This is a genomic window from Rhodococcus antarcticus, assembly GCF_026153295.1.
Taxonomy (GTDB): Bacteria; Actinomycetota; Actinomycetes; order Mycobacteriales; family Mycobacteriaceae; genus Rhodococcus_D; species Rhodococcus_D antarcticus.
The window spans coordinates 231,332-243,825 of the sequence record NZ_CP110615.1; the positions used below are offsets into that span (position 1 = coordinate 231,332).

The 12,494-nt window shown below is 72.8% G+C and carries 14 protein-coding genes; 7 read left to right on the forward strand and 7 right to left on the reverse strand.

Translation table 11 applies throughout. The features are described 5' to 3' along the window. Window positions 1-132: 132 nt before the first annotated feature. Together RHODO2019_RS01115 and RHODO2019_RS01120 are read right to left on the reverse strand one after the other, a co-directional pair. The gene (locus RHODO2019_RS01115; RefSeq protein WP_265383248.1) at window positions 133-750 is read right to left on the reverse strand and encodes a DUF305 domain-containing protein; all 618 of its coding nucleotides are present in this window, start codon (window positions 748-750) and stop codon (window positions 133-135) included. 86 nt (window positions 751-836) lie between these two features. Next, entirely contained in the window at window positions 837-1,289 is a 453-nt protein-coding gene (locus RHODO2019_RS01120; protein WP_265383249.1) for a DUF6153 family protein, read from the reverse strand. Window positions 1,290-1,589: 300 nt separating this feature from the next. Between RHODO2019_RS01120 and RHODO2019_RS01125 the strand changes: the two genes are divergently transcribed. Next, window positions 1,590-2,453, forward strand: coding sequence for a potassium channel family protein (locus RHODO2019_RS01125; RefSeq protein ID WP_265383250.1), 864 nt, complete (start codon window positions 1,590-1,592; stop codon window positions 2,451-2,453). A 48-nt stretch (window positions 2,454-2,501) separates the two neighbouring features. On the opposite strand, the gene RHODO2019_RS01130 is transcribed toward RHODO2019_RS01125, so the two are convergent. Next, complete coding sequence (locus tag RHODO2019_RS01130; protein WP_265383251.1) at window positions 2,502-3,383, reverse strand: alpha/beta fold hydrolase; 882 nt, start codon at window positions 3,381-3,383, stop codon at window positions 2,502-2,504. A gap of 351 nt (window positions 3,384-3,734) precedes the next feature. Here RHODO2019_RS01130 and RHODO2019_RS01135 point away from each other — a divergent pair, with 351 nt between their 5' ends. The 6 genes from RHODO2019_RS01135 (at window position 3,735) to RHODO2019_RS01160 (ending at window position 8,392) form a co-directional block, all read left to right on the forward strand. Then, entirely contained in the window at window positions 3,735-3,998 is a 264-nt protein-coding gene (locus RHODO2019_RS01135; protein ID WP_265383252.1) for an SHOCT domain-containing protein, read from the forward strand. A 21-nt stretch (window positions 3,999-4,019) separates the two neighbouring features. Next, complete coding sequence (locus tag RHODO2019_RS01140; protein WP_265383253.1) at window positions 4,020-4,532, forward strand: DUF4395 family protein; 513 nt, start codon at window positions 4,020-4,022, stop codon at window positions 4,530-4,532. Window positions 4,533-4,541: 9 nt separating this feature from the next. Further along, the gene (locus RHODO2019_RS01145) at window positions 4,542-4,979 is read left to right on the forward strand and encodes a DUF6153 family protein (RefSeq protein WP_265383254.1); all 438 of its coding nucleotides are present in this window, start codon (window positions 4,542-4,544) and stop codon (window positions 4,977-4,979) included. Between the two features lie 134 nt (window positions 4,980-5,113). After that, on the forward strand, window positions 5,114-6,748 hold the full coding sequence (locus RHODO2019_RS01150) for a multicopper oxidase family protein (protein ID WP_265383255.1): 1,635 nt from the start codon (window positions 5,114-5,116) through the stop codon (window positions 6,746-6,748). Between the two features lie 212 nt (window positions 6,749-6,960). Then, window positions 6,961-7,227 (forward strand): hypothetical protein, encoded by a 267-nt coding sequence (locus RHODO2019_RS01155; protein ID WP_265383256.1) that lies wholly within the window; start codon window positions 6,961-6,963, stop codon window positions 7,225-7,227. Window positions 7,228-7,294: 67 nt separating this feature from the next. Next, the gene (locus RHODO2019_RS01160; RefSeq protein ID WP_265383257.1) at window positions 7,295-8,392 is read left to right on the forward strand and encodes a M23 family metallopeptidase; all 1,098 of its coding nucleotides are present in this window, start codon (window positions 7,295-7,297) and stop codon (window positions 8,390-8,392) included. 63 nt (window positions 8,393-8,455) lie between these two features. On the opposite strand, the gene RHODO2019_RS01165 is transcribed toward RHODO2019_RS01160, so the two are convergent. The 4 genes from RHODO2019_RS01165 to RHODO2019_RS01180 all read right to left on the reverse strand — a co-directional run bounded on the left by RHODO2019_RS01165 (window position 8,456) and on the right by RHODO2019_RS01180 (window position 12,491). After that, on the reverse strand, window positions 8,456-9,547 hold the full coding sequence (locus tag RHODO2019_RS01165; RefSeq protein WP_265383258.1) for a prolipoprotein diacylglyceryl transferase: 1,092 nt from the start codon (window positions 9,545-9,547) through the stop codon (window positions 8,456-8,458). Between the two features lie 266 nt (window positions 9,548-9,813). Next, window positions 9,814-11,376: an apolipoprotein N-acyltransferase gene (lnt, locus tag RHODO2019_RS01170; RefSeq protein ID WP_265383259.1), complete on the reverse strand. Its 1,563-nt coding sequence runs from the start codon at window positions 11,374-11,376 to the stop codon at window positions 9,814-9,816. After that, window positions 11,373-11,600, reverse strand: a complete 228-nt coding sequence (locus RHODO2019_RS01175; RefSeq protein ID WP_265383260.1) for a hypothetical protein — start codon at window positions 11,598-11,600, stop codon at window positions 11,373-11,375. Before RHODO2019_RS01175 ends, lnt begins: the two co-directional genes overlap by 4 nt. Window positions 11,601-11,606: 6 nt before the next feature. Next, window positions 11,607-12,491 (reverse strand): cytochrome c biogenesis CcdA family protein, encoded by an 885-nt coding sequence (locus RHODO2019_RS01180; protein ID WP_265383261.1) that lies wholly within the window; start codon window positions 12,489-12,491, stop codon window positions 11,607-11,609. Window positions 12,492-12,494: the final 3 nt, after the last annotated feature.

Here is a 12,494-nt window from a genome sequence, read left to right on the forward strand (position 1 = left end):
CACCGGGGCGCGCAACGACGGTGCCGCTGAACACCGCGGCCGAGCACCCACCCGCGCTGTCGCGCGTGAGTGACACCCGCGCCGGAGGGGGTGCCCGCCACCCGCGGTGAGCACCCCCTCTCGGTTCTTCGCTCAGAGCTGGGCGAGCAGGCCCTTCATCGTCGCGATCTCCGCGTTCTGGGCGGTGATGATGGCCGTGGCGAGGGTCTTCGCGTCGGTGTTGGACCCGTCGCTGAGCTCGACGTTCGCCATGTCGACGGCGCCGGAGTGGTGCTCGGTCATCATCGTCAACCAGGTCTTGTCGAACGCAGCACCGGACAGGGTGCTTAGCCGGGTCATGTCGTCGGACGACATCATCCCGGACATTCCGGAGGTTCCGGACATGTCCATCCCTCCCATGCTCGAGTCCGTGGACGGGGTGGGCTTGCCGAAGCTGGTGAGCAGCCCGGTCATCGTGTCCATCTCCGGCTGCTGCGCACCCTTGATCTGGGTGGCCAGGTCGATCACGGCCTGGTTGGTGCTGCGTCCGTCGACCATGGTCGCCATCTCCAGGGCCTGCGCGTGGTGCGGGTACATGTCGGTCAGGAAGGTGACGTCGGCGTCGTTGAACACGACGCCGGCCTGGGCCGACGGTGCAGACGACGACGACGACGACGACGCGGCGGAGCTGGTGGGGGTGTCGGAGCTGCAGCCGGCGACGGTGAGGCCGACGGCGAGAGCGACAGCGGGCAGGGCGGTGCGAAGCTTCACGAGAGGTCTCCTCGGTGCGGGGTGGGGTGTGGTCGGCGCGCACGCCATCGCCAGGGCGACCGGACCCGAGGGGTCCGGTCGGCCTGTCACACCCGCAGCAGGGAGAGCTGGTGGAGGGAGGGGACCGTCCAGGGTGGCGGACGACCCAGGCAGGAGAGGGGCCCGACGGACCGCGCGCCGGCTGGCCGATCGACCCGGGCCGGGCGGCGCGCCAGGGCAGAGACGAGCAGGACGGCGGCGGCGAGCGACGAGAGCACGGCCAGGCACGTGGTGAGCATCGAGTGCCCACCCGCCGGCGAGTGCTCGTTCGTCGGGCTCGATCCGTCGCCCCGCAGCGCGGGCCGCCCTGCGTCCGTGGTGCCGCCGGGGACGTCGCGAGCAGTACCCGTGGACGTCGTCATCCCGGCTGACGCCGCGTCACCGGAGGCCGCCAGTGCGGGTGGACCCATGAGGGCGTGCATGCCCAGGACGCCGACGACCAGGACGACCGCCAGTGCCCAGCGCGCAGCAACGCCGCGCACCGACCCGGTCGTGTTCACGTGGACCACGGTATCCCGCCTCCTGCGGATGGCGCAGGCCGCAGAGGCGAACAACACCCTGGGGGCACGGCGGGTACCGGTCGAGGGTGGGAGACGATCGTGGCCGGGTACGGGAGCAGCAGGGACGACCAGCTCGAGCAGCTCCAGGCGTGTCCCCGTGGACGGAGGTCCGGTACCGTGGCCACTTGTGTTTGCAGCGTCGGCGCAGTGCGGAACGGGTTCCACCACCTCCGCCGGCCGAGGTGCGCGGTCCCGTGTCGCTGTCGTCTCCGGTTCAGCGCCGGTGGCTGACGTGCGGTCGTGGCGGGAACCCCGGTGACGTCCTGGCTGGTCAGCTCGGCGGGCGTCCTGCTCGTGCTCGTGGTGCTGCGTGACATCTTCCACACGCTGCTGCACCCCGTGGGGAACGGTCGACTCAGCCAGGTCGTCGTGCGCGCCGTCTGGTTCGTGGCGCGCCGAGGCGGCACGACGGGGATGCGCCTGGCCGGGCCGCTGTCCATGCTTGCCGTCATCTCGACGTGGGGATCGTTGACGATCCTGGGCTGGGCGCTGCTCTACCTGCCGCACCTGCCGGGCTCGTTCTCCTACTCCGCCGGCCTCGACCCAGCCCAGCGCTCGCCGGTCGTCGACGCGCTCTACCTCTCGCTCGTCGCAGGGGCCACCCTGGGTTTCGGCGATCTCGTGCCGGTGGCCGGGTGGCTGCGCCTGGTCGTGCCGCTGGAGGCGCTGGTGGGCTTCACCCTGTTCACCGCCTCGGTCACCTGGATCCTGCAGACCTACCCGGCACTGGCGCAGCGGCGGGCGCTGGCGGTGCGGCTGCGCCTGCTCACCGACCAGGACCCGCACCCAGCAGACCTACCTGCATCGGTCCTGCACGGCCTGGCTGCAGACGTCGCGGCCGTCCGGATCGACCTGCAGCAGTACACGGAGACCTACTACTTCCACGACGCCGAGCAGACCTCGCTGGCTGCGGTGCTGCCGGTGACCCTGGTGCTCGCGGCGGCGGCGGCGGCCGAACCCGACGAGCAGCGGCGGCTGGCGGGGGCAGTGCTCCTGGGCGCCCTCGACGAGCTCACCGGGGTGCTGGACCAGCAGTACCTCAAGACCGGAGGGACACCCCAGGAGATCGCTGCCGCGTACGGACGTGACCACCACCAGGGGTAGTCCAGTGCCCTGCACCGGACCGCGGGACGGCGAGATCACCGCCGACGACTACGGCGCCGCCGGGGCCCGCCTCGATCCGCTGGATGCGGCGATGACGGCGGCGCACCAGTCGCCGTGGGCGATCGGTAGCTGGTGGTCGGCACCGGGGTGCAGCACCCACGCCGTGCTGGGAAGGTCGGTGGCGAGGGTGGCGGCCCGCCCGGGCACCGGAACCGGGTCGCGGCTGCCCTCGACCAGGGTGACCGCCACACCGGCGTCGGTGAGCCTGCGAACCGCGGGCTCCCACTCGGCGCCGCGGACCAGGGAGACCAGGGAACCGTGGTAGCTGTCCCACCTGTGCTGGACCCCCGAACGCGCCAGTGCGAGCGGAAGGCCCGGCCGGATCGCGACCGCCACCCACGACGCTGCGGTGCGGAACCTGCACATCGCTGCGCACGCGGCTCGGGGCAGCGCACCGTCACCGGCGAGGACCGAGTCGACCACGCCCATCCGGCGCACCCCCGCACCGGCCTCGGCCGGCGTCCGGTAGAGCGCCGCGCAGAACGTGATGACGGCCTGCACCTGCGGGGCCCGGGTCGCGGCCCAGCGCAGCGCGAGCGCACCCCCCATCGAGTGCCCGACCACCACGAGCGGCCGGTCCCCCAGCTCGAGGGCGGTGAGCATGTCGTCGAGCGCAGCGCAGTGCGCGGCCGCGGTGAACGGCCCCGGCTGGTGGGCCGACGAGCCGAAGCCGAGCAGGTCGGGCACGACCACGGTTCCACGGGAGCCGAGGCAGTCGAAGGCGGCGCCGAAGCAGCTGCCGGCGGCGAGCATGCCGTGCAGCAGCACCACCACCGGGTCGCCGGAGCCGAACGTCCGGACCTGCAGCCGCCCAGCCGACCGGCTGTGGCCGTGGCCCGGGTGCCACCGGCGCACAGCCGGCGAGGCCACGTGCCGCACCGACCAACCGAGTGCGCAGCACACGACAACCACGCCCGCCGCTCTCCGAACAGGGTTCACCAGGGCGGCGCTGTTCCCGATCACGACGTTGGCCCGCCTCCTCCACACCGGTAGATCCCGACACTCCAGCACGGGAGACCCGCCCCCACCAGGGTCTGGAGCCCGTGCGGGGTGCTGGACCCGTGGCCCCTGCCCGCCACCGACGATGGTCCACCGGAGGCTTCGCCGACACGAGGGACCGGCGACCGTCGTGAGCAGGACGTTGGCCCCTGCCCCAGGCAGCCGCTGCCCGACACCGTGGAGTGAGCGCACAGCACGCGCTCCACAGTCGAGGAGGCCACGATGATGTTCTGGTACAGCAACGACAGCGGGTACGGCAACGGGTGGGGCTACGCAGCCATGGTCGTGGGCATGCTCGTGTTCTGGGCTCTGGTGATCGTCGGCATCTCCCTGCTCCTGCGACGCCCGCACCGGGAAGCGGGCGGCATGGTCCCCGCCCACCGCAGCGCCCAGCAGGTCCTCGCCGAGCGGTTCGCCCGCGGCGAGATCGACGAGAGCGAGTTCACCCAGCGCCTCACCGCCCTGCACGGGCCGAAAAAACTCTGACGGCGGAACACGATGATCAGAGTGGGACACACGGCGTACGCCAACCTGGACAAGCAGGGTTTCGGGGCTCTCGACGCGACGGCCAAGGCGCGGTACGCGGTCCCCCTGCGGTTCACGCCTGCCGTCGGCACGGCCCTGGTCGTGACAGGTCTGGTGCTGCAGTCCCCGCTCTGGCTGGCTGCGGTCGCGGTGATTGCCCTGAGCGGTGTCCTGCTGCCCAGGGCCATGGTCGTCGACCTCGTCTACAACCATGGTGTCCGGCACCTGTTCGGCGCCCCACCACTACCCCCGACACCGCCACCACGACGCTTCTCCTACGCCCTGTCCGCCATCCTGCTGACGGGTTCGGCCCTGGCCTTCGCCCTTGGCCTCCCGGCCTGGGGATACCTCCTCGGGGGTGCCGTCGCCGTCGGCGGCACGATCCTCACCGTCACGCTGTGGTGCCTCGGATCCTGGCTCTACCGGCTGATCCTCGGACGCACACCCACAGGCAGCGGCAGCCCGACCACCCACCGCGCGAACACCTTTCCGTAGGCTGGGTCCGTGCTCAAGCCTGTGGTGCGCCGACGAGTCCCCGTGCTGGCGCGCGCCCTGCTGCTGGTGCTGCTCGTCGTCGGTCTGTCCGGGATGCACTCCCTGGCGGGGGGTGGCACGTCCGGCACGGGGACCATGCCCTTGGCGTCCTCCTCGAGCACGTCCGCCTCGGGTGCCGCCGCAGCTGTCCTCGTCGGCACCAGCCAAGCCCTTCCCGGTTCTGCGGCGACGGAGTCCGCTGCGCACTCGATGGGCCACGACTGCGTGGCCGTCCTGATCGACGCGCCCGGGGTGGCGCTCGGGCCGCTGCTGCCCGTTGCCGCACTGTCCGGGGACGTGGTGGACGGCGCCCCGGCCTCGGCGCTGCTGGCTGGGCGGGCCGCAGCGGACCGCGGCCCGGACCGTCCTGCGCCCTCGCTCGCCGAGCTGTCGATCCTGCGGGTCTGACCGTCGGCTCGGGCGATCGCGTCCCGAGCCCACCGCACCGGCCCATCCCGGGCCGTCCAGCTCGCCCCAAGGCACGCGCGGCGCGGACGTGCCCGCGGGGCACCCACCCTCATCAGGCCCACAGGAGAAACCTCATGTCCGACCAGCCCGTTCAGCCCGCTCCGAAGTCGTCCCGACCGTTCACCCGGCGGCGGGTCCTCACCCTCGGGGCCGCCGGCCTCGCCGTGGCCGGTGCCGGTGCCGCCGGGGTCGAGCTCTTCACCCGCTCGCCGGCCTCGCCGGCCTCGCCGGCCGCGCAGATCGGCCCTCGCTCACCGTTGGTGGCCGCGACCGAGGCGGCCCGGTCGACGACCGGCAGGGTGGTCACCCAGACCCTCACTGCGGCCCCGGCCACCGTCGACCTGGGCGGTCGGGTGGTGAACACCTGGGCCTACAACGGGGGGGTCGGCACCCCGCTGATCAGGGTGACCGCCGGGGACCGCCTCGACGTGCACCTGGTCAACCAGCTCACCGACCCCACGACGGTGCACTGGCACGGGTTGGCGTTGCGCAACGACATGGACGGGGTCCCCGGGGTCACCATGGACCCCGTCGCCCCGGCCGCGGACTTCCGGTACTCGTTCACCGCGCCGCACCCGGGCACCTACTGGTTCCACCCCCACGTCGGGGTCCAGATGGACCGTGGTCTGCAGGGAGCGCTGGTCATCGACGACCCGCAGGAGCCGGGCGGCTACGACCAGGAAGCCGTCCTGATCCTGGACGACTGGACCGATGGCTGGTCCGACACCCCGGACGCGATCCTGGCCCGGCTGGGCCGCGACGGCATGAGCATGGGCGGCAGCAGCGGCACGGGTTCCGGCGGGATGGGGGGCATGGACATGGGGAGCAGCAGCGGCACGGGCTCCGGCGGTATGGGGGGCATGGACATGGGGAGCTCCGTGTCGGCGGCGGACCCGCTGGGGACCGACACCGGTGACGTCGTCTACCCCGCGCACCTGATCAACGGCCGGCTCCCGCAGGACCCGACCCTGGTGTCCGCCTCACCCGGGCAGCGGATCCGGTTCCGGCTGATCAACGCCGGCAGCGACACCGCCTACCGGTTCGCGGTCGGCGGGCACCGCCTCACCGTCACCCACGCCGACGGGTTCCCGGTGCGGCCGGTCGAGGTCGACAGCGTCCTGCTGGGCATGGGCGAGCGCTACGACGTGGTGGTCACGGCCGGCGACGGGGCTTTCCCCATCGTCGCCGCCCCGGAGGGCAAGCCCGACCCTGCCGCACAGGCGCTGCTGCGGACCTCCGGCGGCACCGCACCGGCGGTCGGGGTGCGACCGGTCGAGCTCGGTGGCCGCCTGCTCACCTACGCCGACCTCGTCCCCACCGCCGCAGCGGCACTGGCGGTCCGGCCGCCGGACCGCCAGCTCGACCTCACCCTCGGGATGGTCGACGGCGGACGGCAGTGGGTCCTCAACGGGGTCCCCTACGACCAGCACCAGGCCCTGGACGTCACCTCCGGGCAACGGGTGCGCATCACGATGCGCAACGAGACGTCGATGTTCCACCCCATGCACCTGCACGGGCACACCTTCGCCGTCGTCAACGGCTCCGACACCGCGGCCCCGGGTGTCCGCAAGGACACCGTCAACGTGCTGCCCATGCAGACCCTGGCCATCGACCTCGACACCGACAACCCCGGACAGTGGCTCGCCCACTGCCACAACGCCTACCACGGGGAGCTGGGCATGATGACCGTGATGTCCTACACCGTGTAGCTGGCGGACCGGGTGCCTTCCGCGGCCACCGCACCCCACCGCCCGGTCACGCGCGGTGGGACAAGGCGTGATCCGTTTGTTACCTTGGGGGGGTGACGCCGTTGATGCCCCCGCTCTGGCGGCGTGCAGTCATCGCGGTGCACGTCGTCCTGACGGTGGCCGTCGGGATCGGCTTGGCACACGTGAGCGCAGACGTCGGTCACGCTGTGTCCGTGGCTCGCGGGGTCGACATCGGGGAGCCACCGGGAGCGTCGGGGTCTGCCGACCACCACGACGCCCCACGGGAGTCGTCGTGCGGTGACAGCGATCCTGGTGCGTTCTGCACCGGGCCCACGGCGCTGGCGGCAAACCCTGCTGCGCTGGTCCTCCTGCTCTCCGCGGAGATCGTCGACGGCCGTTCACGGCCGGTCGCGACGGCCGCACCGTGGGGCGACGCTCTCCTGGAGAAGCACGCCCTGACCGTCGTGCTGCGGGTCTGACGGCACCACGCCGTCCCCGTCCCCCAGCCGCGAGCGCAGTGCTCGAGGCATCACGTCAGGAACACCTGTGTCCCTCGCCCCCCGTCACGGTTGGCGGTTCGTCGCTGCTGGCCTGTCCACCGCCCTCGCGCTCACCCTCGCGCCCACGGCCGTCGCCCAGGGCAGGGTGGTGCCGGACACGCCGACCGCGGCCCTGGCCCGGCTGGCCGCCCTGGACACGGCCACCCAGGAGCTCGACGACCAGATCGTCAGCGGGCAGGCCACCTTGGCCCAACGCCGCGACGAGCTGCGTGCCGCCAACACCACAGCGACCGAGGCGGCAGCCCTGGCCGAGCAGCGGGCCGCGGAAGCCGAGGTGCGACGGGGCGAGGTCGACGATCTCGTCCGCGCGGCGTACAGCGGTGCGCGGACGTCCCGGCTGTCCGCGCTGCTGGTCAGCGACAGTCCGCAGGACCTCCTCGACAGGATGAGTGCGCTCGACCTGCTGGGTGCCGACGGTGCCGCTCGCCTCACGAGCGCCACCGGCGCCCGCTCCTCCGCCGACCAGGCGAGCTCGCAGGCGTCGGCGGCGCTGGATTCAGCGGCGACCGCCGAGTCGGACGCGGTGCGGGTGCAGGTGGACGTGGTGTCTCGGCGCGCCGAGCTGGAGCAGCGGTCGAGCGAGGCGCAGCTGCTGCTGGCCCAGCTCCGGACCGACGCTTCCACCCGGTCGGCACCCCAGCTCGCGGTGAGCGAGCAGGCGAGCACCCAGCGTGCTTCTCGTGCCGCCACGCTGCGATCGGGGCTCTTCGCCCAGCCGACCACTGGCCGCATCACCTCCCCGTACGGCCCACGGGGGGGCACCAACCACAACGGTGTGGACATCGCCAACGCCATCGGGACACCCATCTACGCCGTCGCCGATGCGGTGGTGGTCGATGCCGGCCCCGCGTCGGGTTTCGGTCTCTGGGTCAGGCTCCGGCACGGCGACGGGACCATCACCCTCTACGGGCACATCGACAGCTACGCGGTGTCGGTCGGTCAGCGTGTCTCAGCGGGCGAGCAGATCGCCAGAATGGGCAACCGGGGCCAGTCGAGCGGACCGCACCTCCACATCGAGGTTCAGACTCCCGCCGGACGGGTGGATCCCGTTGCGTGGCTCAGCGAGCGGGGGGTGCCGATCTGACCGGTGCCGGTGGATGCACGGATGCGGCTCGCGACCGGCTCCACGGCTCGAGGGTGGAACGCGTCAGAACACGGTGAGAACCACACCGAGGACGAAGACGATGACGGTCAGGACTGCGACCACCGGCCGTCCGAAGCTCGTGCGGCGCTTGATGCTGCGGAGGGGGAACAACAGCTGGCGACCAAAGGTGTAGGCGGCCAGACCTGAGAGGAAGACGCCACCCCGCCCGGGTGTGTCGACAGCGAGCAGGACGCTCAGCGTCGCCACCGCGAGGAGGGCGGCCATCACGGACTCCACCGGCTGCACGGGCAGCCGTCGGGTACCGAGGGTTCGGTCGGTGGCCCAGATGCCCCAGCGCGACGCGGTCGGCCGCCCGGCGCAGCAGCCGCCGAGCAGGCACCCGAGGCGGCCGATGGCCATGCCGGTGAGCAGTCCCGGTACCGAGATGTCGAGCAGCTCGCCCAGCGGGATGCTGGCGGTGCGCGCCCCCAGCACGATGGTGGCGACGGCGGCGAGCACGAAGCCCTGGATGCACATCCCCGCGGTGAGGATGTTGCGGGTGGCGCGAGCCTCGGTGAAGTAGGCGTAGACCTTCGCCCCGACCACACCCAGGATGCAGGCGAGCAGGGAGACCACCAGGACGGCGGTGACGTCGAGCCCGGCACGGCGGGCCAGCGCGAGCTGCAGCGTCACTCCGGCGATGGCACCCAGGGTCACCATCGTGGGCCAGGCCCCGATGCGCACGCCGGGGGCCTTCGACCGCATCGCGGGCTCGAAACCCGTCCGTGCGGTGGCTGACCCCGCGGGCAGGGACCGGACGCGGGGGTCGTTGTCCTGGGCGGGATCCGGTCGTGCCGTGACCTCCCAGGTCCCGGCGGGAATGTTCTTCACCCGCGTCGTCACCGACACGCGGCCACTTGTGGGGTGCACCTCGGCCACCGAGGCGGAGGAGGTGAACCGATCGACCGTGGTCGGTGCCGTCCCCGGATCGGGCACGCGTCGTCCCTCCAGGACGAGGTGAACCGGGTACGGGTCGCCATCCTCGGCCGCGTCGAAGGTGTAGGTGAGCGCGAGCGAGCGGGGCTGGGCGTCGTCCAGGGGTGCGCAGGTGAACTCGACGGCCTGCAGCGGCCCGCCGGCGGCCGCGGTCAGCACCGGCGCTCGTGCCGGTGCCGGGACCGCTCGCGGCGGGCGGGCGGGCCCTGCCGGGCGTGCGGTCACGAGACTGCTCAGGACGGGGCTCGCTGCGGCTCGTGCCCGCGCGGAGCCCGACGAGGTGGGCCGCTGCAGAGCCAGCGGGACCCGTGCGACGGGCGGCTCGGGTGCGGGGAGGGGGGCCACCCCCCAAGGCGGACCCGGGGTGCTGCGCGGTCGAGCGGGGTTCTTGCGGTTCGAGCCCACTGCATCTCCTGTCCCAGAACTCAATTACTACTTTTCATAGTAAATGACAGATCGCTCGGCGTCCGCTGTCGGCGGCGCCCGGCCAGACCCAGGGCCGGCGGGATGAGCAGCACGAGGGCGAGGGCCAGCACCATCGCCAGCTCGGGCAGCCCACCCAGCCGGGTGGCGAGGGTCAGGTCGCTGCGCAGCACGACCCGGTCGCTCAGCGTCGCCGCGGTGAAGAAGCCGGTCTGCTCGATGACACGACCCTGCGGGTCGATGACCGCGCTGACCCCGGAGGTGGCCGCGACCAGGACTGTCCGGCCGTGCTCCACGGCTCGCACCTGGGACATCGCGAGCTGCTGGTAGGTCATGTCCGAGCGGCCGAAGGTGGCGTTGTTGCTGGGCACCGTGATGATCTGCGCCCCGGCGCGGACGGAGTCCCCGACGAGGTCGTCGAAGGCGACCTCGTAGCAGATGGCCACCGCGAGGCGAACACCGTTCATCGTGAGGGTGCCGTCACCCGACCCGGGCACGAAGCTGCCCGCCCGTGCCGCGTAGGGGGACAGCTTCTCGACCAGGGCCCTCGCCGGGAGGTACTCCCCGAACGGCACGAGGACCCGCTTGTCGACCTGGGGGCCAGGCCCGGTCACCGGGTCCCACACCAGCACGGTGTTGCGGGTCGTGCCATCGGGGTTGCCCAGCACGGCACCCACCAGGATCGGGACGCCTATGGCCCGTGCGGCACGGGTGATGGCGGCGGCCGCCGCGGGATCCTGCAGGGGGTCGATGTCACTGGCGTTCTCCGGCCACACCACGATGTTCGGAGCCGGTGCTGTGCCGGCGGCCACCGCGGCGGCGAGCCGTTCGGTCTCCGCGACGTGGTTGTTCAGCACTGCCGCCCGCTGGGCGTTGAAGTCCAGGCCGAGGCGGGGGACGTTGCCCTGGATGACGGCCACCGACGTGGAGGTGGCCGTGGCGGGGTTCGCGGTGCTGGGCAGCAGCGTGAAGGCGGTCAGCACGGGCAGCGCCACCGCGAGGAGCCCGCCCACCGCGGTCACCCCGGGGCGGGGTCCGCGGGTGAGCAGCGAGGCGGCACCGGCGCCCATCAGGGCGACGGCGAAGCTGAGCAGAGGGGCGCCGCCGATGCTGGCCAGGGCCAGCAGCGGGCCCTCGGGCTGGCCGAAGGCGAGGCGGCCCCACGGGAACCCGCCCAGGGGCACCCGGGACCGGAGGGCTTCGGTGGTGACCCACGCGCAGGCGATCCACAGGGGAGCGCCGGGCCGCCGTCCCACCAGGACCACGCCGATCCCGAACAGGCCCACGGCCAGGGCCTCGAACGCGGCGAGCGCGAGCCAGGGCAGCGGGCCCACGTAGATGCCGACCCACGGCAGCAGCGGGACCAGGAAGCCCAGGCCGGCAACGTAGCCGTGGACGAAACCGGCACGCACACCGAGCCCACGCACCACCACCACCAGCAGCGCAACCCCTACCGGGGCCAGGAACCACAGCGATCGCGGGGGGAAGCTCACCCAGAGCAACAGGCCAGCCACGACGGAGGCCACGAGCCGCTGCGCCCCCAGCACCGCCGGGTGCCGGCTCACGTGCGGGACCCCCGGAGCAGCGGGGCGACGGGCAGCGGGGCGACGGGCAGCGGGGCGACGGGCAGCGGGGCGACGGGCAGCGGGGCGACGGTGAGCGGGAACAGCAGGGCCGGTGCCGTGCCCGTCCTGGTCAGGCTGCGGACGGTGCTGCTCGGCGCAGCCAGGAGTGGACGCCACGCCGGGTGGCGGGTGGCGCGCGGTGGTTCTGTGACCGTTGGTGTCATCGTGGCTCAGATCGGGGTGACCACGTTGGCGATGGGCCCTGAACGCATCCAGGACACCATGTTCCCCCAGTAGCCGGTCACCAGTGCGACACCGACCACGACGAGCAGGACCCCGCCGACGAGCTGGATCGTTCGGGTGTTGCGACGCAGCCACTGCACGCTGTGCACCGCCCGGGTGGAGCCGAGGGCGAGCAGGACGAACGGCGCGCCCAGTCCCACGCAGTAGGCCAGGACGAGGGTGACGCCGCGCCAGGCCGTGGCCCCCTCGGTGCCAGCCGCCACGGAGAGCACGCCGGCAAGGGTGGGACCCAGGCACGGTGTCCATCCCAGGCCGAACACCGCACCGAGCACCGGTGCCCCCAGGAGGGAGCTCCGTCGGCGCGGGGCGGGGCGGGTGTCGCGCTGCAGCGCGGGCACCAGGCCGAGGAACGCCAGGCCCATGACGATGGTGACCACCCCGCCGACCCGCTGGAGCACCTCGGTGTTGACCCTCAGCACGGCGATCACGCCGAACAGCGACACCGTCGCGAGGGTGAACACGACCGAGAAGCCGCCCACGAAGAGTCCCGCCGCGCCGGCCACCCGCCAGCTGTCCCGCCGCTGCGACACACTGACCGCCTCTGCGGTTGCCGTGTCCGCTGCAGCCGTGCCGGGGGTGTCCGGGGTCGGCGTCTGCGGGGCGGGCGCGGCACCCGCCGTGGCGAGCCGGGCGGCGGGGACCTCGACCCCGACGAGCCCAGCGAGGTAGGACAGGTACCCCGGTACCAGGGGGATCACGCACGGGGATGCGAAGGACACCGTCCCGGCCAGCACGGAGACCACGATGGCGAGCAGCAGCGGGCCGGTGGCGGCGGTGTCCTGGAAGGTCTGGGCGATTCCCGCCACGCTCACGAC

What these genes read in the sequence shown, in the direction of transcription:
- RHODO2019_RS01135 (WP_265383252.1), top strand. Translation starts at nt 3,735, where the DNA reads ATGATGTTCTGGTACAGCAACGACAGCGGGTACGGCAACGGGTGGGGC.
- RHODO2019_RS01175 (WP_265383260.1), bottom strand. Translation starts at nt 11,600, where the DNA reads ATGACACCAACGGTCACAGAACCACCGCGCGCCACCCGCCACCCGGCG.
- RHODO2019_RS01150 (WP_265383255.1), top strand. Translation starts at nt 5,114, where the DNA reads ATGTCCGACCAGCCCGTTCAGCCCGCTCCGAAGTCGTCCCGACCGTTC.